The sequence below is a fragment of the Paenibacillus montanisoli genome, assembly GCF_003268025.1.
In the GTDB taxonomy this organism is placed as follows: domain Bacteria; phylum Bacillota; class Bacilli; order Paenibacillales; family Paenibacillaceae; genus Paenibacillus_Z; species Paenibacillus_Z montanisoli.
Genome location: NZ_QLUW01000002.1, coordinates 768,550 through 788,762, shown reverse-complemented (window position 1 = coordinate 788,762; position 20,213 = coordinate 768,550). Strand labels below are relative to the sequence as shown.

General features: G+C 55.2%; 22 protein-coding genes. 20 read left to right on the top strand and 2 right to left on the bottom strand.

Annotation, left to right across the window (positions count from 1 at the left end):
- Position 1: 1 nt before the first annotated feature.
- Positions 2 to 514, top strand: coding sequence for a pantetheine-phosphate adenylyltransferase (coaD, locus tag DL346_RS12960; RefSeq protein WP_112882525.1), 513 nt, complete (start codon positions 2 to 4; stop codon positions 512 to 514).
- Here coaD and DL346_RS12955 read toward each other — a convergent pair.
- Both DL346_RS12955 and DL346_RS12950 read right to left on the bottom strand, forming a co-directional pair.
- On the bottom strand, positions 511 to 1,707 hold the full coding sequence (locus DL346_RS12955; RefSeq protein ID WP_112882524.1) for a nucleoside recognition domain-containing protein: 1,197 nt from the start codon (positions 1,705 to 1,707) through the stop codon (positions 511 to 513). The genes coaD and DL346_RS12955 overlap by 4 nt on opposite strands.
- Before the next feature lie 98 nt (positions 1,708 to 1,805).
- Entirely contained in the window at positions 1,806 to 3,041 is a 1,236-nt protein-coding gene (locus DL346_RS12950) for a nucleotidyltransferase (protein ID WP_112882523.1), read from the bottom strand.
- Positions 3,042 to 3,158: 117 nt separating this feature from the next.
- On the opposite strand from DL346_RS12950, the gene DL346_RS12945 reads away from it, so the two are divergent.
- From DL346_RS12945 to rplS, 19 genes are all read left to right on the top strand, one after another.
- Positions 3,159 to 3,662, top strand: coding sequence for a YceD family protein (locus tag DL346_RS12945; protein ID WP_112882522.1), 504 nt, complete (start codon positions 3,159 to 3,161; stop codon positions 3,660 to 3,662).
- Positions 3,663 to 3,698: 36 nt separating this feature from the next.
- A complete protein-coding gene (rpmF, locus tag DL346_RS12940; RefSeq protein ID WP_006211382.1) occupies positions 3,699 to 3,872 on the top strand; it encodes a 50S ribosomal protein L32 in 174 nt (57 codons plus the stop codon).
- A gap of 195 nt (positions 3,873 to 4,067) precedes the next feature.
- Positions 4,068 to 4,679 carry a transcription factor FapR gene (gene fapR, locus DL346_RS12935; RefSeq protein WP_112882521.1) on the top strand — a complete coding sequence of 204 codons (612 nt, stop codon included), beginning with the start codon at positions 4,068 to 4,070 and terminating at the stop codon, positions 4,677 to 4,679.
- On the top strand, positions 4,663 to 5,652 hold the full coding sequence (gene plsX, locus DL346_RS12930; RefSeq protein WP_112883100.1) for a phosphate acyltransferase PlsX: 990 nt from the start codon (positions 4,663 to 4,665) through the stop codon (positions 5,650 to 5,652). The genes fapR and plsX overlap by 17 nt, the downstream gene beginning before the upstream one ends.
- 8 nt (positions 5,653 to 5,660) lie before the next feature.
- Entirely contained in the window at positions 5,661 to 6,647 is a 987-nt protein-coding gene (locus DL346_RS12925) for a beta-ketoacyl-ACP synthase III (protein WP_112882520.1), read from the top strand.
- A 63-nt stretch (positions 6,648 to 6,710) separates the two neighbouring features.
- Entirely contained in the window at positions 6,711 to 7,637 is a 927-nt protein-coding gene (fabD, locus tag DL346_RS12920) for an ACP S-malonyltransferase (RefSeq protein ID WP_112882519.1), read from the top strand.
- Positions 7,638 to 7,804: 167 nt separating this feature from the next.
- Positions 7,805 to 8,557 carry a 3-oxoacyl-[acyl-carrier-protein] reductase gene (gene fabG, locus DL346_RS12915; protein ID WP_112882518.1) on the top strand — a complete coding sequence of 251 codons (753 nt, stop codon included), beginning with the start codon at positions 7,805 to 7,807 and terminating at the stop codon, positions 8,555 to 8,557.
- Positions 8,558 to 8,643: 86 nt separating this feature from the next.
- Positions 8,644 to 8,880 (top strand): acyl carrier protein, encoded by a 237-nt coding sequence (gene acpP, locus DL346_RS12910; RefSeq protein WP_112882517.1) that lies wholly within the window; start codon positions 8,644 to 8,646, stop codon positions 8,878 to 8,880.
- Positions 8,881 to 9,019: 139 nt separating this feature from the next.
- Positions 9,020 to 10,261 (top strand): beta-ketoacyl-ACP synthase II, encoded by a 1,242-nt coding sequence (gene fabF, locus DL346_RS12905; protein ID WP_112882516.1) that lies wholly within the window; start codon positions 9,020 to 9,022, stop codon positions 10,259 to 10,261.
- Positions 10,251 to 10,940: a ribonuclease III gene (rnc, locus tag DL346_RS12900; RefSeq protein WP_112882515.1), complete on the top strand. Its 690-nt coding sequence runs from the start codon at positions 10,251 to 10,253 to the stop codon at positions 10,938 to 10,940. The genes fabF and rnc overlap by 11 nt, the downstream gene beginning before the upstream one ends.
- A 169-nt stretch (positions 10,941 to 11,109) precedes the next feature.
- Positions 11,110 to 14,691: a chromosome segregation protein SMC gene (smc, locus tag DL346_RS12895; protein WP_112882514.1), complete on the top strand. Its 3,582-nt coding sequence runs from the start codon at positions 11,110 to 11,112 to the stop codon at positions 14,689 to 14,691.
- A gap of 104 nt (positions 14,692 to 14,795) precedes the next feature.
- Complete coding sequence (gene ftsY, locus DL346_RS12890; RefSeq protein WP_112882513.1) at positions 14,796 to 15,794, top strand: signal recognition particle-docking protein FtsY; 999 nt, start codon at positions 14,796 to 14,798, stop codon at positions 15,792 to 15,794.
- A 158-nt stretch (positions 15,795 to 15,952) separates the two neighbouring features.
- Positions 15,953 to 16,330 carry a YlxM family DNA-binding protein gene (gene ylxM / locus DL346_RS12885; RefSeq protein WP_112882512.1) on the top strand — a complete coding sequence of 126 codons (378 nt, stop codon included), beginning with the start codon at positions 15,953 to 15,955 and terminating at the stop codon, positions 16,328 to 16,330.
- A gap of 22 nt (positions 16,331 to 16,352) precedes the next feature.
- Positions 16,353 to 17,726: a signal recognition particle protein gene (gene ffh / locus DL346_RS12880; protein WP_112882511.1), complete on the top strand. Its 1,374-nt coding sequence runs from the start codon at positions 16,353 to 16,355 to the stop codon at positions 17,724 to 17,726.
- A gap of 41 nt (positions 17,727 to 17,767) precedes the next feature.
- Complete coding sequence (rpsP, locus tag DL346_RS12875; protein ID WP_112882510.1) at positions 17,768 to 18,040, top strand: 30S ribosomal protein S16; 273 nt, start codon at positions 17,768 to 17,770, stop codon at positions 18,038 to 18,040.
- Between the two features lie 26 nt (positions 18,041 to 18,066).
- Positions 18,067 to 18,297 (top strand): KH domain-containing protein, encoded by a 231-nt coding sequence (locus tag DL346_RS12870; RefSeq protein WP_112882509.1) that lies wholly within the window; start codon positions 18,067 to 18,069, stop codon positions 18,295 to 18,297.
- Between the two features lie 85 nt (positions 18,298 to 18,382).
- Entirely contained in the window at positions 18,383 to 18,898 is a 516-nt protein-coding gene (gene rimM, locus DL346_RS12865; RefSeq protein WP_112882508.1) for a ribosome maturation factor RimM, read from the top strand.
- Positions 18,899 to 18,902: 4 nt separating this feature from the next.
- Positions 18,903 to 19,661: a tRNA (guanosine(37)-N1)-methyltransferase TrmD gene (gene trmD / locus DL346_RS12860; protein WP_112882507.1), complete on the top strand. Its 759-nt coding sequence runs from the start codon at positions 18,903 to 18,905 to the stop codon at positions 19,659 to 19,661.
- A 172-nt stretch (positions 19,662 to 19,833) separates the two neighbouring features.
- Positions 19,834 to 20,175 (top strand): 50S ribosomal protein L19, encoded by a 342-nt coding sequence (rplS, locus tag DL346_RS12855; protein ID WP_112882506.1) that lies wholly within the window; start codon positions 19,834 to 19,836, stop codon positions 20,173 to 20,175.
- The last annotated feature ends 38 nt before the right edge of the window (positions 20,176 to 20,213 follow it).

The window sequence follows — 20,213 nt, the reverse complement described above, 5'->3', positions numbered from 1 at the left end:
CATGACAACGACAACAGGACTGCGCAAACCGCGGGTTGCGGTTTATCCGGGCAGCTTCGACCCAGTCACTTGCGGGCATTTGGATATTATCCATAGGGCGGCTAAGCAATTCGATCATTTAATCGTAGCCGTACTGAACAATTCGAGCAAAAATCCGCTGTTTTCCGTCGATGAGCGCAAAGAGCTTCTGACGGAAGTTACGAAAGAGCTGCCAAACGTGACGATCGACAGCTTTCGGGATCTGCTCGTTAATTTTATGCGTTCCCGGAACGCGGACGTTATCGTGCGCGGGATCCGCTCCGTCACCGATTTCGAATACGAGCTTCAGATGGCTTCGACCAACCATCAGCTGGACAGCGAAATCGAAACGATCTTCATGATGACGAATCCGAAATATTCGTTTCTCAGCTCCAGCATCGTCAAGGAAGTAGCCAAGTTTAACGGCAACGTTCAGGATCTGGTGCCGCCGGAGGTACGGGAAGCGCTAATTGCCAAGTATGCGAGCAAGCCTTAGCGGGCTCTGGTATTTGGCGAGGCTAGCAACGAAGCCGCGATTAGCGAGGCTGACATGAAGAGAAATAATAGCAGAAGAACAGGCGTGTACGGCCACAAGGTATGCAAATCGCCCGCGCGGACGATCGCAGACGTGGCAGCGCCTGTTTTGTCTGTTTGCTCCAGCGCAGGCGCGGCGGCGGGCAGGACGCGGCTGAACAGCGCCGTCAGCGGCTTCCAAGCGGCGAGCGTCAGCACGAAGGCAAGCGCGCCTTGAACGAGGCGCGCGACAGCCAAGCGGCTCAGCGATATGCCGGTACCGGAAATGGCGCTTCCGGCTTGCAATAAAGCGCTGGCCCCGCCCCAGCTAAGGATGGCGGCGATCGCGGCGGCATTCCACGGAAGCCCGCCGGCAAAAGTGGCTGAAGCGGCGGCATAGGTGCCGATGTGGCTTTCGAGCAAGCCGGACAGCAGGAAAGCGGGCAGTATTTCAGGCATATACGGCTCCGCGAGACGTACAAGAACGGCACCGAACATCATGAAGCCGCCGACTGCCATGAGCTTATACACGGAGAGGGTTACGGCATCGCCGAGCGCTTTGCCGAAGGTGCGGCCGTCGCGGTTTCTAGCCGCCAGCATGGCGGCAGCTGCCTGTTTGAGCAGACTGCCCTTCGTTTCTTGCTGCGGTTGGTTCCCGGGTTTGCTTGCATTTGTCTTAACGAATCGAGCATGTAAAAGCGAGGCGAGCAGCGCCGAGCTCCAGACGGCTGCGGCAATTGCCGCGCCAATCGCAGGACGATGGAGGAAGCCGCTCCCGATGACCAGCAGCATGAACAATGGGCTTGGCACATGGGAAAGGGCGAGCAATCGCTGCCCTTCGCGCGGCGTAATATGCCCGCTCTTGCGCAAAGAAGCGGTTGCTTCCGCGCCGCATGGAAATCCGCCTGTCCAGCCAAGCGCCATGACGAGTCCGGCTTCGCCGGGAAGCCTGAAGAGCCGGCTCATAAGCGGCTGCAAGAGGGCGCCGATGGCATGGACGGCGCCGAAGGCGATCATCAGTTCAATCAATGCGAGAAAGGGAAGCAGCCCGGGAAAGACGATATTCCACCAGACGGTCAACCCTTGCAGCGAGGCTTGGAACGCCTCGTCGGGACGCGTAATGATGGAAGCGACAAGCAATATCGATAAACAAGCGAGAATGATCGTTCGCGTCATCGGTTTCACTCCAAGACTCGTAGAGTAGCCGGGACAAACACAGCCCCTACATGTTTACGCTTGTCTAGGTCCGGTTAGACCATGGGAGCTTGTTCTGCCTATAGCGTGACCGGTTTTTCGTAAAAGTCCCGGAAGAGATCGCGCGGGCCGGCATCCGGCCACCCGAGGGCGTAAACCGACGTTGCGCGCACGTCGAGCTCCAGGTAGGGATCGTCGAATTTTGCAGCGCTATTGAGGATCGGCAGCTTGGCGGACGTTCTCATTCGCTTCAACAGTTCCCGGCCGCGCGGCGTATAGCCGAGCACCCGGATATAGCGGATGCCTTCGCGCAGCCTCGCCGGGGACAGCAGCTCCTTCGAATGGCCGAGAAGAATGGCAAGCAGCGCCCGCTGAAGCTTTGTTCGCGTATATCGCTTCGTCTTAAGCTTATCGAGGAGCGGCTCGAAGGCCAGCGCATCAAGCGTAAGGAGCGATTTCTTCAGCCGGTGCTCCAGGCCTTCGCTAATTTCGTGATAGCGCTCCAGCTGGTCTGCCGATTCGCTGACGAGCTTGTGAAGAAGCGGCTTCGCATATTGCTCCCAGCTTCCGCGGCCTCTTCCGGCCGCATGGTCGCGCAGCAGCAGCTCAAGCGTCGAGCCCGGCACGAACGGTGCAGCGCCATCGGGCGAGGCGGCTTCCAGCGTAAGCTTGCGGATCGCGGTAGCGCTGGCAATTTGCGTATCCGTGATATTCGTTTGCGAATAGCCGGCTTTCTCCCGCCGCACCGTGAACGGCTCGATTGCGCTGCCAAGCCGCTCCAGCGCAAGCAAGTAATGCAGCCCCAGCGTATTGTTGGGCTGCTCGAACGGGAAAGCGGCGGCTTCGTCATCGCCTGCCGTTTCCATAAACTTGCGTACGGCTTCGCTGTAAGCCGCCGGATAGCTTGCGCCCGTGCCGAGCGAATCCGCCATGAGCTTGCCGAAGGCCGCCGGCTCATGCCCGAGCAGCCGGGCAACCCGCCGCAGCGGCCCGATGTCGCCGGCCTCGCTGCCGAAGCAAAGCGCGTCGACGACGCCGGTTGCCTCGAGAAGCGCTACGGCGCCGTAGCCGAACCACTCCGCTGCCTGCGTCGAATACGCGACGGGCAGCTCGATGACGACGTCGCAGCCGCCGCGCAAAGCCATTTCCGCCCGCGTCCACTTATTGAGCAGCGCAGGCTCGCCCCGCTGCAGGAAATGGCCGCTCATGACGGCGACGACCGCATCGCTTTCCGTTATTTTCAGCGATTGCTGCAAATGATAGTGATGACCGTTATGAAATGGGTTATACTCGACAATAAGCCCGACGGTGCGCATTGGATAGATATCCCTCCACGTAATTAGGGTATATTTTTCACTATATCACGGCGTGAAAATGTTGACAAAATGATTCAATAGTCGATATAATAAACTTTGTTTGTTTGGAGTGATGGTATGGAAATCAATGTTCGGGATTTAGCAGCCAAAGGAGCGAAAGTTCCGTTTCAGTCTACCTTAAACACCGACTGGCTGCAGCAGGTTCGTAAAGACATCATCAGCGCGAGTCCGATCGACGTCAAAATGACGGCATGGGGCGAAGAAGGTATCGCTCATGTGGAGGGCGAGCTGACCGCGGATGTCGAGCTTGCATGCTCACGGTGCTTGGAGCCGACGAAGCAGCATGTGGTTGTCCCGTTTCACGAGCGGTTTAAGCCGGAATCGGCAATGAACGGCTCGGAAGAGGAAGATATCATTCCGGTGGAGGAGGACAAGCTTGAGTTTGAGCCGTTTCTTGAGGAAATGCTGATGCTCGCTTTGCCTTTCGTACCGCTTTGCGACGAAGACTGCAAAGGACTTTGCCACTCATGCGGCACCAACTTAAATGAGCAAAAATGCGGATGCCAAACGGATCGGATCGACCCGAGGCTGGCCGCTTTAAAGGACTTGTTCCAGAAGTAACGATTTTCTCCGAATTCTGTTAAGGAGGTGGGAAACATGGCAGTACCACAACGTAGAACATCCAAAACACGTCGTGACAAACGCCGCACGCATTTCAAACTGGCGGTGCCGGGTATGGTTAAATGCGAGCAATGCGGAGAGTTGAAATTGGCTCACCGGGTATGCAAAGTTTGCGGAACATACAAAGCGAGAGAGATCATTAAACAATAGTCATAAGCGCATAAATAGTACTTCATCCCGCGATGAGGTGCTATTTTTTTGCTTAATGGGCCGGTGAACATTGCGCGAAGCAGCTTTCTTTTATATACTATTAGTACCTGGTTATAATAGCTGATTGTAAGCAGCATGCGCCATCTTCGGTGTTAGATCATTATTCGAAGTACATACTTAGAACATCAGGCAAAGGTGGTGCGGACCATCGAACGTCTTCCGAAACGACAAAGGCACCAGCTTCTTACAGGGCTTATCGAGGATAACCCGTTCATAACGGATCAGGAGCTGACACGACAGTTGAAAGTAAGCATCCAAACGGTGCGGTTAGACCGTCTGGAGCTTGGCATACCCGAGCTGCGGGAACGAATGAAGCTGATGGCGGAGCGTTCGTATGACGCCGTTCGTTCATTGCCGCTTCATGAAGTTATCGGGGATATCGTGGATTTGCAGCTGGACCACAGCGGCATTTCCATATTTGAAATTAAGGAAGAGCATGTATTTTCAAGAACCGGCATCGCCCGCGGACATCATGTCTTTGCTCAAGCGAACTCACTCGCGGTCGCGGTGATTAACGACGAAATTGCGTTGACGGCAACAGCTGACATTCGCTTTGTGCGATCTGTCAAGCTTGGCGAGAAATGCATCGCCAAGGCTTACGTTCGATCCGGCGGCCGCAGCAAGGCAAAGGTAGAGGTTTGCTCGTATGTAGGCGACGAATTGGTGTTCCAAGGCCATTTTGTCATCTACCGTTCCGCAGGCGAGTCGGGCATCGAAGGAGGAATGGATGGTGCGGATCGCAATTGATGCAATGGGGGGCGACCACGCTCCTTCCCTGATCGTGCTGGGAGCCGTTGAAGCGGCGCTGGAATGGCCGGCATTGCAGCTTTTACTAGTGGGAGATACGGCGAAGATTGAAACGCATCTTGGCGCCAAGCGGCCTTCCAATATTGAAATCGTTCATGCGGATGATGTCATCGGTCCCGATGACGAGCCTGTGAAAGCCGTGCGCCGGAAGAAAAACTCTTCGATGGTCATGGCCGGCCAGCTAGTTCGCGAGGGCAAAGCGGATGCCATGCTATCGGCGGGAAACACCGGCGCTCTGATGACGACCGGGCTGCTTGTCGTAGGACGGATGGAAGGGATTGAACGCCCTGCGCTCGTCACGATGCTTCCGACGATGGACGATAAGGGCGTTCTGGCGCTCGATCTCGGCGCAAACATGGACGCGAAGCCCGAGCATCTGCTTCAATACGCCATCATGGGCAGCATTTACCGCAGCAAGATGAACGGCATGGAGAAGCCTCGCGTCGGCTTGCTGAATGTGGGGACGGAAGCGATGAAGGGTAACGAGCTGACAAAGGCGGCATATGAGCTGCTGGAAACGGCGCCGATTCATTTTATCGGCAACGTGGAAGCGCGCGATGTGCTTGTGCGCAATTGCGACGTCCTGATCTGCGACGGTTTCGCGGGCAATATTATGCTTAAAGCGATGGAAGGAACGGCAGGGACGTTGTTTCGAACGATCCGCGACGTTTTCACAAGCTCGCTCATGGCCAAAATCGCCGCTGCCATCGTTCAACCGAAGCTTCGGCAGCTCAAGAACAAAATGGACTACAAAGAGCATGGCGGCGCGCCGCTTCTCGGAGTGAACGGGCTAGTGGTCAAATGCCACGGCTCGTCCGATGTGAAGGCTGTGAAAAATGCCGTGCGCCAAGCGAAACTAGCAATCGAGAGCAATTTGATTTCATCCATTGCAGCGGAAATAAGCAGGAAGTGAGTGGGACAATGCAGCTACATCCCGTAGGCATTATCGGCACAGGCAAATATGTGCCGGAACGAATTTTGACGAATAAAGATTTGGAGCAGATGGTCGAGACGAACGATGAATGGATCGTCACCCGCACAGGCATGCGGGAACGCCGCCTTGCCGCTCCGGAGCAAGCGACTTCCGATTTGGCGCTGCACGCGTCCAAGAAGGCGCTTGAGGCAGCCGGCATCACGGCGGAAGATCTGGACTTGATCGTCGTAGCGACCATTACGCCGGATATGTTTTTTCCGTCGACGGCTTGCTTGCTTCAGGAAAAGCTCGGCGCGAAGAAAGCGGCCGCGTTTGACTTGTCGGCAGCATGCTCCGGCTTCATTTATGGGCTCGCGACAGCCTCCAACATGATTGCGACAGGCATGTATAAGCATGTTCTGGTCGTAGGCGCGGAAACTCTCTCCAGGATTACGGATTACACGGACCGCAACACATGCATTCTGTTCGGAGACGGCGCAGGCGCGGTCGTGCTTGGCCAAGTGCCGGAAGGCCGCGGCTTCAAGTCGTTCGAACTGGGTGCGGACGGCGCGGGCGGCGAACTTCTCAAAGTGTGCGCGGGCGGTTCGAGAACGCCTTCTTCGCCGGAGAGCATCGCGAACAAGCAGCATTATATCTATATGGCCGGCAATGAAGTTTACAAGTTTGCCGTGCGCATCATGGGTAACGCCGCCGAAGAAGCGCTTCGCAAAGCGGGCGTCGACAAAGGCCAAATCGACCTGCTGATCCCGCATCAGGCGAATATCCGCATCATTCAGTCGGCATTGAACCGTCTGAACTTGCCGGAAGAGAAATGCATGATTAACTTGCATAAATACGGCAACGTATCAGCCGCATCCATTCCGATCGCGCTCGCGGAAGCCGTCGAAGAGAACCGCGTCAACGAAGGCGATTGCCTGGTGCTGGTCGGCTTCGGCGGGGGATTAACATGGGGCGCCTCGGTTCTGATTTGGTAACGGCTAAGGATTCGCACTTATTTTAGTTCTACTAACGATTCAAAGTCGGAGGTGCAGTAAAGCTTGAGTAAAATCGCATTTGTATTTCCCGGCCAAGGCGCGCAAGCGGTAGGCATGGGTAAAGACGTATATGAAGCGTTCGACGGATCCAAAGCGATCATCGACGCTGCGGATGAAGCGCTAGGGTTTAAACTGAGCGATATTATTTTCAACGGCCCGGAGGAGCAGCTTAAGCAAACTGCGAATACGCAGCCTGCGCTGCTGGCTGTCAGCATCGCCTTGCTGGAAGCGTTGAAAGACCGCGGCTTAAAGCCGGATTTCGTCGCAGGCCACAGCCTTGGCGAATATAGCGCTTTGGTCGCTGCAGGCGCGCTTTCCTATCAAGATGCAATTCGCACCGTTCGCGCGCGCGGCGAATTCATGGAGCAAGCTGTTCCAAGCGGCCAAGGCGCAATGGCTGCCGTACTAGGCGCGGAACGCGAAGCGCTTGCATCTCTATGCTCGGCTGTATCGTCAGAAGTTAGCGCAGTGGAGCTGGCCAACGTGAACTGTCCGGGGCAAATCGTCGTATCCGGCACCGCTGCAGGCGTACATGCCGTCGTCGAACGCGGCAAAGAAGCGGGCGCCAAGCGGGTTATTCCGCTCGAAGTCAGCGGACCGTTCCACTCGTCTCTCATGAAGCCGGCAGCGGAGCGCCTCGAAGGCGTTCTAGCTTCGGTAACGTTGAACGACGCAACTGTTCCTGTCATCGCAAACGTAACCGCTAAGCCGGTTACAAACGCAGACGAAATCCGCAAGCTGTTGGCGGAGCAAGTCTATTCGCCTGTGCTTTGGGAAGACAGCGTCCGCTGGCTTATCGAACAAGGCGTTGACACCTTTGTCGAAATCGGATCCGGCACCGTTCTTGCGGGACTGATCAAAAAGATCGACAAATCCGTCAACATCATCTCAATCAACAGCCTGGAGTCGCTGAAAGCGGCTGTTCTCTAATCTGGCGATGCCGCAGGCACCATCGGGCTTTCGATAAGCCTCGAAAGTCCAACCTGCAGCGTCTAACGGACAGAAATGTCCATTAGACGCGAAAAGCATGAGATTTTCGAACAGATCCAGGCTTGGTTTCTGAAGGTGCTATTTAATGATAAAGGGAGGGATTTTCGATGTCATTCGCTGATTTATCCGGCAAAATCGCCCTGGTCACGGGCGCTTCCCGCGGAATCGGCCGGTCCATCGCGATCGCGCTCGCGGAAGCGGGCGCAGACGTGGCCATCAACTACTCCGGCAGCGAGTCGGCCGCCGCAGAAACGGCGCAGGCTGTTGAAGCTTTAGGCCGCCGTTCGCTCGTCCTAAAGGCGAATGTGGGCAAAGCCGATGAATTCGAGGGCATGGTCAAGCAAGTCGTGGAGACGTTCGGCGCCATCGATATTTTGGTGAATAACGCCGGCATTACGCGTGACAATCTAATCATGCGCATGAAGGAAGAAGAATTCGATCAAGTCATCGAAACGAACCTGAAGGGCGTATTCAATGGCATTAAAGCAGTAACGCGCCAAATGATGAAGCAGCGTTCCGGCAGAATCATCAATATTTCGTCGGTAGTAGGCGTATTGGGCAATCCGGGGCAGGCTAACTATGTGGCGGCGAAAGCAGGCGTCATCGGTTTGACGAAGGCATCCGCGCGCGAGCTGGCATCCCGCGGCATTACGGTGAACTGCGTGGCGCCTGGCTTCATTCAAACCGATATGACGGATAAACTCCCGCAAGACATGCGCGAGAAGCTTGCTGCGGACATTCCGCTCGCAAGGCTTGGCGATCCGCAAGACATCGCGAATGCGGTGCGTTTCTTGGCGTCGAATGCAGCCGGGTACATGACCGGGCAGACGATTCACGTCGACGGCGGCATGTACATGTAATCGAAAAGAGGTATACGCGCGGATGCTTGTCCGGTATGGCAATTTGTCCGCAATTCTCGTATAATACCATGGAGGAGGTGAACCGGATGTCCGATGTATTTGATCGTGTAAAGCGCATCGTTGTCGACCGCCTTGGCGTTGACGAGTCGGAGGTGTCTCTTGAGGCTTCTTTCAAAGAAGATCTTGGAGCTGACTCTCTTGATGTCGTTGAACTTGTCATGGAGCTGGAAGACGAGTTCGATATGGAAATCTCTGATGAAGATGCAGAGAAAATTACAAGTGTAGGAGAAGTAGTGAACTACATATCTTCTCTTTCCAAGTAAATTTAACCGATAAGTCCCGTTGTCAAAGGCGGGACTTCTCTCCATATTCGCACGCTTTGCCCTAATAATTGCTGTAAGCGCATTAGCGATTTTTATAGATAGATTAACCAATTGGGTTTCCCATCAGAGGTGAATAAGTATGAAACAGAGAGTAGTCGTTACGGGCATGGGAGTTATGACTTCGCTCGGTTCCGATTTGGATACGTTTTGGGGCAATTTAATGGAAGGGAAATCAGGCGTTTCCTTAATCGATGCGTTTGATGTTACCGAATATCCGACCCGAATTGCCGCCGAAATCAAAAATTTTAACCCGGAAGATTACGGGATCGATAAAAAGGAAGCGCGTCGTATGGACCGCTTCGTTCAATTCGCTTCGGTTGCGAGCTTGCTGGCGGTTAAGGACGCCGCGCTTGCCATCGGCGAAGAAGTAGATGCAGAGCGCGTCGGCGTCATGATCGGCTCCGGCATCGGCGGTCTTGGCACGTGGGAAGACCAGCATAACATTTTGCTGGAGAAAGGTCCTAAGCGCGTCAGCCCGTTCTTCATTCCGATGATGATCGCGAACATGGCGTCCGGTCAAGTATCCATGCTTACAGGCGCGAAGGGGCCGAACAGCACGGCGGTTACGGCTTGCGCAACCGGCACGCATTCCATCGGGGATTCGTACAAAATGATTCAGCGCGGCGATGCCGATGTCATGATTTGCGGCGGCGCGGAAGCGACGATCAGACCTACGGGCATGGCCGGCTTCTGTTCCTTGCGCGCAATGTCGACAAGAAATGACGAGCCGACAAAAGCATCTCGCCCTTTCGACGTGGATCGCGACGGTTTCGTCATGGGCGAAGGCTCCGGCGTACTGATTCTGGAATCGCTTGAGCATGCACAGAAGCGCGGCGCTCGCATTTACGCGGAAATCGTCGGCTACGGCATGAGCGGCGACGCTTACCATATGACCGAGCCTGATCCGGACGGAGCAGCGCGCTGCATGACGAAGGCGCTTCGCGACGGCGGCATCGAGCCTTCCCAGATCGATTACATCAACGCGCACGGCACGTCGACGCCGGTTGGCGACAAGTCGGAAACGACCGCGATCAAGAAAACGTTCGGTGACCATGCTTACAAGCTGGCTGTCAGCTCCACGAAGTCGATGACGGGTCACCTGCTTGGCGCGGCCGGCGGCGTTGAGGCCGTTATTCTTGGTCTGTCGCTGCAGAATGGCATGATCGCGCCGACCATCAACCTGGATAATCAAGATCCGGAATGCGATCTCGATTATGTGCCGAATCAAGCGCGCAAAGCCGATCTGAATTATGCGCTGTCCAATTCCTTCGGTTTCGGCGGCCACAATGCAACGATCGTGATGAAGAAATATGAAGCATGATAAGTTCGAAGAGCTGCAGCAGCGACTGCAGCTCCGTTTTCGTACCACTCGCCTGCTGAAGCAGGCGTTTACCCACACCTCGTACGTAAACGAACACCGGCAAAGCGCAATGGAGCATAACGAGCGGCTGGAGTTTCTGGGCGATGCGATCTTGCAATTAACCGTTTCGGAATTTCTGTACAAGACGTTCCCGGAACGGCCGGAAGGCCAGCTGACGCGCATGCGGGCTTCCATCGTTTGCGAACCTTCGCTGGCACGCTTCGCCGACATGCTCGATTTAGGCTCTCACGTGCTGCTAGGGCGCGGCGAGGAGCAGCTCGGCGGTCGTCAACGCCCTGCGCTGCTGGCCGATTTATTCGAGGCGTTTGTCGGGGCGATCTACTTGGATCAAGGCCTGGATACCGTGCGCACGTTTCTGTCCGCTCACATGTTTCCGCATATCGACAGTGACGGCGGCCTGCTCGTCAAGGATTTCAAGTCGAATCTGCAGGAAAAGGCGCAGCATGCCGGCATGGGTACGATCGAGTATCGCATCGTAGAGGAACGCGGACCGGCTCATGACCGGGAGTTTATCGTTGAAGTCTATGTTGGCGATACTTGCTTCGGCTCCGGCTCAGGCCGAACGAAGAAGGAAGCCGAACAACAGGCGGCTGCGGAGGCATGGCGCAAGCTGGCTTGACATCTTGGTTTGAACAAAATTCTGGTCGCCATTGGTAACCGGGATTTTTTGCATTTACAAGGCGAAGTTTTAACGGGAAACGTATGCGGCACCAGTGAATTTTCGACTTTTTTCGACCTGACCTTTTCAAACAAGTATGGTACAATAAACGTCGAGGTGAAGGTAAACGATGTTCCTGAAAAGGATTGAGTTGGCAGGATTTAAGTCGTTTGCGGATAAGACGGAGCTTGAATTCGTCCGTGGTATAACGGCGGTCGTTGGTCCTAACGGCAGCGGCAAGAGCAATATCAGCGACAGCATTCGCTGGGTATTGGGGGAACAAAGCGCGAAGAGTCTGCGCGGCGGCAAGATGGAGGATATTATCTTTGCGGGAAGCGACGCGCGCAAAGCGGTCAATTTCGGCGAAGTATCGCTTACGCTGGATAATTCGGAAGGCGCGCTGCCGCTTGATTTTGCGGAAGTCACCGTCACGCGCCGCGTTCATCGCAGCGGCGAAAGCGAATATTTGATCAATAAGCAGTCATGCCGGCTGAAGGATATTACGGAACTATTCATGGATACGGGGATCGGCAAGGAAGCCTATTCCATCATCGGACAAGGCCGGATTGAAGAGATTCTCAGTACGCGCTCCGAGGATCGCCGCGGCATCTTCGAAGAGGCGTCCGGTATCGTCAAATATAAATCACGGAAGCGCGAGGCTCAGCGAAAGCTGGAGGAGACGGAATCGAATCTGCTGCGGATTCATGACTTGGTGACCGAGCTAGAGGATCAAGTCGAGCCGCTGCGCGTTCAATCCGAGAAGGCGAAGCAGTTCAAGGAGCTGCGCGAGCAGCTGAAGCATGCCGAGATTTCGATGTATGTACATAACATTGAAACCGTCCATAAGACGTGGAGCGAATCCAACGCCCGCATGGCGAAGCTGCAGGAAGAACAGCTTGCGCTCTCCACGGTCGTCAGCAAGCATGATGCGGTGCTCGAGAAGGACCGCTTAAAGCTGCGCGAGCTGGAGGAAGCGCTTGACCGGCTTCACGAATCGATGCTGCAATACAGCGAAGACTACGAGAAGTGCGAAGGCTTCGGCGAGGTGCTCAAGGAGCGAAAGCGGAACCTGGAGCAGAATCGCGCACAGCTGGAGGCAACGATTGCCGCGCAGAACGAACGGATCGTCTCGTTGACGAAGGAAGAAGCCGAATTCCGCGCGAAAGCGGCTTCGCTGGAGAACGATTTGAATGCGATCAGGCAAAAGCTGGCCGAAGAAGAAGCACAGCTTCTCGGTACGACGGCATCCGCCTCCGGCGACGCGGAGGAATCGCTTAAGGGCGAGCTGCTCGATGTGCTGAGCACGATGGCGCAGCTGCGCAACGAAATCCGTTACGCCAATCAGCAGGAAGAAGCGCTGCAGCGTCGGATGGAGCGGCTCGGCGAAGAATACACCAAATGGCAGGAGCAGCACGAGCGGGTAAGCGCGAGACGGAGCGAGCTGCAGAAGCGGCTGGAGACGACGCTAGCGGATATCAATAAGCTGCGCAACAAATACATTACCGAAGCGGAGCATCTGTCGAGCGGCCAGAAACTGCTCGAGGAAGCGCAAGCTTCGATGCGGAAATGGGAGCAGAAGGTCGACGCGTTGACGTCGAGACGCGATACGATGAAGGAAATGCAGGACGATCTCGACGGCTTCATGCAAGGCGTCCGGGAAATCCTGAAAAATTCACGCCGCGCAAGCGGCGGCGTCGAAGGCGTTCATGGCGCGGTTGCCGAGCTGATTCGCGTGCCGGAGAAGGTCGAACTGGCAATCGAGACCGCACTTGGCGGCGCGCTGCAGCATGTCGTCATGAATGACGAACGGACCGCCCGCGCTGCGATCGCGTTCCTCAAGCAGCGCCAGCTGGGCCGGGCGACTTTCCTGCCGCTCGATGTCATTCGGGGCAGGAATATACCGGAGCATGACAAGCGAACGGTAGCAGGCATGGAAGGTTTTGTCGGCGTCGCGTCCGAACTGATTTCCTGCGATGCGAAATATGCGCACATCGCCGAGAATTTGCTCGGCAACGTGCTGATTTCCGAGACGCTCGAGCATGCGAACCGGATCGCGGCAAAATGCCAGTACCGGTTCCGCGTCGTCACGCTGGAAGGCGACGTCGTAAACGCTGGCGGCTCCATGACGGGCGGCAGCATCCAGAAGAAAGGCGCCAACCTGCTTGGCCGGCAGCGTCAAATCGAGCAGCTGGACCAGGAGATCCGCACGGCGGATGAGCAAACTGCCAAACTGCGCGATCGCATCAGCGATTTGCGCAAAGAGCAGTCGATCCGCAACCAAAATGTCGATGAATTGCGGAGTCAGGGCGAGCAGCAGCGAATCGATGAGCAGCACATTCGCGCCGAGCTTCAGCAGCTGGAAAACGAGAAGCGGCACCTCGACGAGCAGGCTCAGTTGTTCCAGGCGGACAGCGCCGGCCACAAGTCCGAGCATCAGCAAATCAGCCAGTCCGCGAAGGATGCGGAGGCGCGTTTGGAGCAGCTGACGAAAGAGGAGGCCCGCTTGCAGGAAGATATCCGGGTTGCGGAGGAGCGCCGCAAAGCCGGCGAATCCGCGAAGGAGCAGCTGCAGGATCAGCTGACCGACTTGAAGATCGCGCTTGCGAAGACGGACCAGGAGAAAATGTCCTTCGAGGACCAAGCGGCCCGCATTCGGTCGGATATCGGCCGCGCGAAGCAGGAGCTTGCGGGTCTGCGCGACTTGCTGCAGCGCCAAGAGGAAGAGGCCGAGCAGCATCAGGCCGAGAGCATGAAGCAGGTCGAGCAGCTCAACGAGCTGAAGCTGCAAAAGGACGGCTGCGCGGAGCAGACGGACTTGAAGCGGGCACAGCGGGCGGAGCTTACCCGCGAACTGGAGCAGGGCGAAAGCGAAACGAAGGAGCAGCGTACGCAGCTTCGCGGCATCGAGGATCAGCTGCGTCAGATTGAAATCGCCGTGAATCGTCTCGATGTCGAGCTGGACAACCTGCTGCGCAAGCTGAGCGAGGAATATGAGCTCAGCTACGAGCTGGCGAAGGAGCGTTACCCGGTTCCGGAGGACGTGGTTGCCGCCCAGAACGAGGTTCGCGATCTGAAGCGGCGCATCTCCGGCTTGGGCGAGGTCAATCTCGGCGCGATCGACGAGTACGAGCGGGTTCAGGAACGTTACACGTTCCTGAACGATCAGAAGAACGATCTGATTGAGGCGAAGACGACGCTCTATCAAGTGATCCGCGAAATGGATGACGAGATGAGCAAACGGTTCCGCCAAACGTTCGAAGCGATCCGGGGACACTTCGTCGTCGTCTTCGCGAAGCTGTTCGGCGGCGGCCGCGCGGATCTGGTCATGGTTGATCCGGAGCGCGTGCTCGAAAGCGGCATCGACATCGTCGCGCAGCCTCCGGGCAAAAAGCTGCAAAATTTGCAGCTCCTCTCCGGCGGCGAGCGGGCGCTGACGGCGATCGCGCTGCTGTTTGCGATTTTGCAGGTAAAGCCTGTTCCGTTCTGCGTGCTCGACGAGGTCGAAGCGGCGCTCGACGAAGCGAACGTGGCGCGGTTCGCGCAATATTTGCGCGAGTTCTCGGAACTGACGCAGTTTATCGTCGTTACGCACCGGAAAGGAACGATGGAGGAAGCGGACGTTCTCTACGGGGTAACGATGGAAGAAGGCGGCGTCTCGAAGCTCGTATCGGTTCGTCTGGAAGATGACGACGACGAAGCGGTTTCCGCATAATTACGAATCAAACGATTCCATATACACGTATATTGAGAAGCCGGAGCTTGGCGCACCCCGCGTCACAGCCCGGCTTTTGCAAGTAAAGGATGGAGGATCAGCCCATGAGTTTCTTTAAACGACTGAAAGAAAGCATTGCCCAGAAAACCGAAGCGGTAACGTCCAAGTTCAAGGAAGGCTTGACCAAGACGAGAACGGCGTTCGTCGGCAAGATCGAAGAGCTTATCACGCGGCGCAAAAAAATCGATGAAGCGTTCTACGAGGAGCTTGAGGAGATTCTGATCGGCGCGGACGTCGGCGTCAATACGGTCATGGAGCTCATTGACGAATTGCGCGCCGAAGTGAAGAAGCGCAAAATCGAAAATGCCGCAGAGCTGCAGCCGGTCCTGTCGGAGAAGCTGGTTGAGCTGCTGAAGGGCGGCGAGAAGGTTGAACTGCGCATGGCCGAGCAAGGCATGACCGTCTTTCTGTTCGTCGGCGTTAACGGCGTCGGCAAAACAACCACGATCGGCAAGTTAGCGCACAAGTTCAAAAGCGAAGGCAAGAGCGTCTTGCTGGCAGCCGGAGATACGTTCCGCGCCGGCGCAATCGAGCAGCTTGAGGTGTGGGGTAAGCGCGTCGGCGTTGACGTGATCAAGCAGGAGTCAGGCGCGGATCCGGCAGCCGTCATGTACGATGCCGTTCACGCGGCGAAGCAGCGCGGCGTCGATGTGCTGCTGTGCGATACGGCCGGCCGTTTGCAGAACAAGCATAACCTGATGGAAGAGCTGAACAAAATATTCCGCGTCATCCAGCGTGAAGTGCCGAACGCGCCGCATGAAGTGCTGCTCGTGCTCGATGCGACGACAGGGCAAAACGCTCTCAGCCAAGCGAAGCTGTTCGGCGAGAAGAGCGGCGTTACCGGTCTCGTGCTGACGAAGCTCGACGGCACGGCAAAAGGCGGCATCGTCATCGCGATCCGCAACGAGCTGAATCTGCCGGTCAAGCTGGTCGGTCTTGGCGAAAAAATGGACGATCTCCAAGAATTCGATTCCGAGCAATTCGTTCATGCGTTGTTCGGCGGCCTTCTTCAAAGCGTGGAAGAAGAGGAATCTGCTGAATAAGGTGCAAAGCCGGTGAAACGGATTGGTTATCGGCTTTGCACCAGGGCTGAAGACAGGTGACAAGGAAAACTACTTGACAGTGCATAGGCGGCTGCGTTATGATAATCGTCGTGGATTTGGTGTAAAGGTAATTGCCTTGACGCAAAGGAGTGGCTGGTATGAAGACGGTCCATGAAGCTGACGCCCTGGCGAAGACTAACCGCGTGAATATGCTGTTCGACTTCTACGAGAAGCTGCTGACAGAGAAGCAGCAAACCTTTCTCAAATATTATTTTCATGACGATTATACGCTTGGCGAAATTGCGGCCGAGTTCGATATTAGCAGGCAGGCGGTCTATGAGCATGTGAAGCGCGCCGAGTCCGTGCTGGAAAGCTACGAGAGCAAGCTTCAGCTGCTTGCCAAGCATGAGGCGGCGGAACGATTGCTGGCCGAGCTTGACCGGCTGACGGAACAAGCTGAAGCACAGAAGGAAATTGGCACGGAACTGCAAAAATTCGCACAGAGCTTCCGCGCTCATGTGCAAGGTGTTACATAGCAGCGACTAGGAGGTGACGAGCATGGCATTTGAAGGGTTGTCCAGCAGACTGCAGAACGTATTCGGCAAGCTGCGCGGCAAAGGGAAAGTGTCTGAGGATGATGTTAACGAAGCGATGCGCGAAGTACGGCTTGCGCTTCTGGAGGCGGACGTTAACTTCAAAGTCGTCAAGGATTTCATCGCAAAGGTGAAGGAACGGGCTGTCGGACTGGAAGTCATGAAGAGCTTCACGCCCGGTATGGTCGTTGTCGATATCGTTAATAAAGAGTTAACCGAATTGATGGGCGGTACCCAATCGAAGCTTGCGAAAGCAAACAAGCCGCCGACCGTCATCTTGATGGCGGGCTTGCAGGGCGCCGGTAAAACGACGTCCACCGCCAAACTGGCGAAGCTGCTCCTGAAGGACAAGCACAAGCCGCTAATGATCGCAGGCGATATTTACCGGCCGGCTGCAATCAAGCAGCTGCAAGTGCTGGGCGAGCAAATCGGCGTTCCGGTCTTTACGCTTGGCGATCAAACGTCGCCGGTCGAAATCGCGCGCCAAGGCCTGCAGCTGGCGAAAGAAAACGGACATGATTATGTCATTATCGATACCGCCGGCCGCCTTCATATCGATGAAGCGCTTATGGCTGAGCTTCGCCAGATTCATGAAGCGACGAAGCCTGACGAAGTGCTGCTCGTCGTCGATGCGATGACCGGTCAAGAAGCGGTAAACGTTGCTCAAAGTTTCCATAGCCAACTGGAGCTTACAGGTGTTATTCTTACTAAGCTCGACGGCGATACCCGCGGCGGTGCCGCATTGTCCGTCAAAGCGGTAACTGGCTGTCCGATTAAATTCGCGGCAACCGGCGAGAAGATCGAACCGCTTGAGCCGTTCCATCCGGAGCGGATGGCATCGCGTATTCTCGGCATGGGCGATATGCTCTCTCTGATCGAGAAAGCCCATTCCACGATCGACGCCGAGAAAGCGGCCGAGATGGAACGCAAGATGCGCACGGCGGAGTTTACGTTCGAGGATTTCCTTGAGCAGATGGAGCAGGTTCGCAAGCTAGGGCCGCTCGACCAGCTGCTTGATATGATGCCCGGAATGGGTAAGATGAAGGAAATGAAAAATTTCAAAGTGGATGAGAAGCAGATCGGACGCGTGGAAGCTATCGTCAAATCGATGACGAAGGCCGAGAAGCAGAAGCCCGAAATTCTGAACCACAGCAGACGTAAGCGCATTGCTGCGGGCAGCGGAACGTCCATTACGGAAGTGAACCGGCTGATCAAGCAGTTCGACGATATGAAGAAGATGATGAAGCAGTTCTCGTCTATGATGGGCCCTAAAGGTCCGAAGGGCGGTATGAAAGGTCTCAAAGGGATGCTTCCTAAAGGAATGAAATTCCCGTTTTAACTATAAAAGGCATTTGAATTTTTTTAAGGAGGTGAATTTCCATGGCAGTACGTATTCGTTTGAAACGTATCGGTGCGCACAAAGCGCCTTTCTACCGTGTGGTAGTATCCGACTCCCGTTCCCCGCGTGACGGTCGCTTCATTGAAGAAATCGGCACTTATAACCCGGTTGCACAACCGGCTCAAGTGAACATTGATGAAGAGAAAGCTCTTAAGTGGCTTCAAGACGGTGCTCAAGCTTCGGACACAGTCCGCAACTTGCTTTCCAAAGCCGGTATCTTGGCGAAACACCACGAAGCTAAGCTTCAAAAATAACTACTCGATGCGGGGGGCCTATTGTGATGAAAGATTTGATTCTTGTCATAGCGAAGGCTTTAGTGGATTACCCGGAGGACGTACGTGTCGACGTGAAAGAAGACGATCGCGGCACCGTCTATCTGTTGTCCGTGAATCCTGACGATGTCGGGAAAGTCATTGGCAAACAAGGACGGATTGCCAAAGCGCTGAGGACGGTTGTCACCTCGGCAGCCGTCAAAACGCATAAGCGTGTCATGGTCGATATTATTTCGTAGCGATCGTACATCGAAGCAGGGTTAGGATACGTACGTATCCTAGCCCTTTTTCGATGGCAAAATACGAAAGAGGCAGGAGAACACTATGGATCAATGGTTATCTGTCGGTAAATTAGTCAATACGCACGGGATTCGCGGCGAGGTCAAAGTCGTATCCCAAACCGATTTCCCGGAAGAGCGTTTCGCACCACGCAACGTGCTTACGCTCCTTCAGCCTGAAACGAAGCAGACGCTCGAGGTTGAAGTTCAATCGGCCCGCCTGCACAAAAATATGTACATCGTGAAATTCCGCGGCTACGATAACATTAACGATGTGGAGAAATACAAAGGCTGGGAGTTAAAGGTGTCCAAGAACGACCTTGTTGATCTCGAGGAAGGCGAATATTATCATCATCAAATCATCGGCTGCAAGGTCAATACGGATGATGGCGAAGAACTCGGCGTTATCACGGAAATTTTGTCGCCGGGCGCAAACGATGTTTGGGTGATTCAAAGGCCGAAAGGCAAGCAGCTGCTCATTCCCGTCATCGACGACGTGGTGCTGGATGTCAACGTGGAAGCGAAGCTCGTGAAGGTCCATCTGATGGAAGGACTGATCTAACGCGATGCGTATTGATGTGCTTACGCTGTTTCCTGAGATGTTCCATGGCGTATTCGGTGCCAGCATTCTCGGGAAAGCGAAGGAGAAAGGCATTGTCAGCTTGAATGCGGTTAACTTCCGTGACTATGCGAATAATAAGCATAATACGGTTGACGACTATCCCTATGGCGGCGGGGGAGGCATGGTGCTGAAGCCGGAGCCGCTGTTTGCCGCGGTCGAAGACTTGATGCCCGAAGGCGGTGAACGTCCGCGCGTCATCCTGCTTTGCCCGCAAGGCGAGCCTTACACGCAGAAGAAGGCTGAAGAGCTGTCGGCGAGCCGGCATTTAGTGTTCGTCTGCGGCCATTACGAAGGCTACGACGAGCGCATTCGGCAGCATCTTGTGACAGATGAAATTTCTTTGGGTGATTATGTGTTGACGGGCGGCGAGCTGCCGGCTATGGTCATGATCGACAGCATCGTTCGGCTGCTGCCAGGAGTACTCGGCAATGAAACCTCGGCTGTTACCGATTCGTTCAGCACGGGACTGCTCGAGCATCCGCACTATACGCGGCCTGCAGTATTCCGCGATTGGGCAGTGCCGGAAGTGCTCATGTCCGGACATCATGCCAACGTGGAAGTGTGGCGCCGCCAGCAATCGATATTGCGTACGCTGGAGCGCCGTCCGGAGCTGTTGAACGCCGCAGAACTCACGAAGAAGGAAAGGCAATGGCTGGATGAACAGATTCGCATCAGGGAGCAAAATAAAGAAGCTGATGATTGAGCGAATCTCTCGAAAAAGTTCCACTCCGATGTTGTAATCTAGGCGCGAATGTGTTAAAATTTCAAATGTTGCTTTGTTAACTCGGACGGTCCGCTATCAAGCCGCAATCCGGCAGCACTGGCTGCTCGGCTAGCTTATATGAACGTCTATGGTGGAAGGAGTGAAAACTACAATGAATCTTTTACAAGTCATTGCGCAAGAAAATCTTCGTACTGACCTTCCTAACTTTCGCCCAGGCGATACGTTGAAGGTGCACGTAAAAGTTATCGAGGGTTCCCGCGAGCGTATCCAGCTGTTCGAAGGCGTTGTTATCAAACGTCGCGGCGGCGGTATCAGCGCTACTTTTACAGTGCGTAAAATCTCGTATGGCGTTGGTGTGGAAAGAACTTTCCCGCTTAACTCGCCGAAAATTGAGAAGATCGAAGTTGCTCGCCGTGGTAAAGTTCGCCGCGCGAAACTGTACTATCTTCGCAACCTTCGCGGTAAAGCTGCGAGAATTAAAGAAATTCGCTAATCAACGACAAGAGGGGACTTGCGCAAACAAGTCCCTTT

What these genes read in the sequence shown, in the direction of transcription:
- coaD (WP_112882525.1), top strand. Translation starts at nt 2, where the DNA reads ATGACAACGACAACAGGACTGCGCAAACCGCGGGTTGCGGTTTATCCG.
- DL346_RS12955 (WP_112882524.1), bottom strand. Translation starts at nt 1,707, where the DNA reads ATGACGCGAACGATCATTCTCGCTTGTTTATCGATATTGCTTGTCGCT.
- DL346_RS12950 (WP_112882523.1), bottom strand. Translation starts at nt 3,041, where the DNA reads ATGCGCACCGTCGGGCTTATTGTCGAGTATAACCCATTTCATAACGGT.
- DL346_RS12945 (WP_112882522.1), top strand. Translation starts at nt 3,159, where the DNA reads ATGGAAATCAATGTTCGGGATTTAGCAGCCAAAGGAGCGAAAGTTCCG.
- rpmF (WP_006211382.1), top strand. Translation starts at nt 3,699, where the DNA reads ATGGCAGTACCACAACGTAGAACATCCAAAACACGTCGTGACAAACGC.
- DL346_RS12925 (WP_112882520.1), top strand. Translation starts at nt 5,661, where the DNA reads ATGCAGCTACATCCCGTAGGCATTATCGGCACAGGCAAATATGTGCCG.
- fabG (WP_112882518.1), top strand. Translation starts at nt 7,805, where the DNA reads ATGTCATTCGCTGATTTATCCGGCAAAATCGCCCTGGTCACGGGCGCT.
- acpP (WP_112882517.1), top strand. Translation starts at nt 8,644, where the DNA reads ATGTCCGATGTATTTGATCGTGTAAAGCGCATCGTTGTCGACCGCCTT.
- fabF (WP_112882516.1), top strand. Translation starts at nt 9,020, where the DNA reads ATGAAACAGAGAGTAGTCGTTACGGGCATGGGAGTTATGACTTCGCTC.
- rnc (WP_112882515.1), top strand. Translation starts at nt 10,251, where the DNA reads ATGAAGCATGATAAGTTCGAAGAGCTGCAGCAGCGACTGCAGCTCCGT.
- smc (WP_112882514.1), top strand. Translation starts at nt 11,110, where the DNA reads ATGTTCCTGAAAAGGATTGAGTTGGCAGGATTTAAGTCGTTTGCGGAT.
- ftsY (WP_112882513.1), top strand. Translation starts at nt 14,796, where the DNA reads ATGAGTTTCTTTAAACGACTGAAAGAAAGCATTGCCCAGAAAACCGAA.
- ylxM (WP_112882512.1), top strand. Translation starts at nt 15,953, where the DNA reads ATGAAGACGGTCCATGAAGCTGACGCCCTGGCGAAGACTAACCGCGTG.
- ffh (WP_112882511.1), top strand. Translation starts at nt 16,353, where the DNA reads ATGGCATTTGAAGGGTTGTCCAGCAGACTGCAGAACGTATTCGGCAAG.
- rpsP (WP_112882510.1), top strand. Translation starts at nt 17,768, where the DNA reads ATGGCAGTACGTATTCGTTTGAAACGTATCGGTGCGCACAAAGCGCCT.
- DL346_RS12870 (WP_112882509.1), top strand. Translation starts at nt 18,067, where the DNA reads ATGAAAGATTTGATTCTTGTCATAGCGAAGGCTTTAGTGGATTACCCG.
- rimM (WP_112882508.1), top strand. Translation starts at nt 18,383, where the DNA reads ATGGATCAATGGTTATCTGTCGGTAAATTAGTCAATACGCACGGGATT.
- trmD (WP_112882507.1), top strand. Translation starts at nt 18,903, where the DNA reads ATGCGTATTGATGTGCTTACGCTGTTTCCTGAGATGTTCCATGGCGTA.
- rplS (WP_112882506.1), top strand. Translation starts at nt 19,834, where the DNA reads ATGAATCTTTTACAAGTCATTGCGCAAGAAAATCTTCGTACTGACCTT.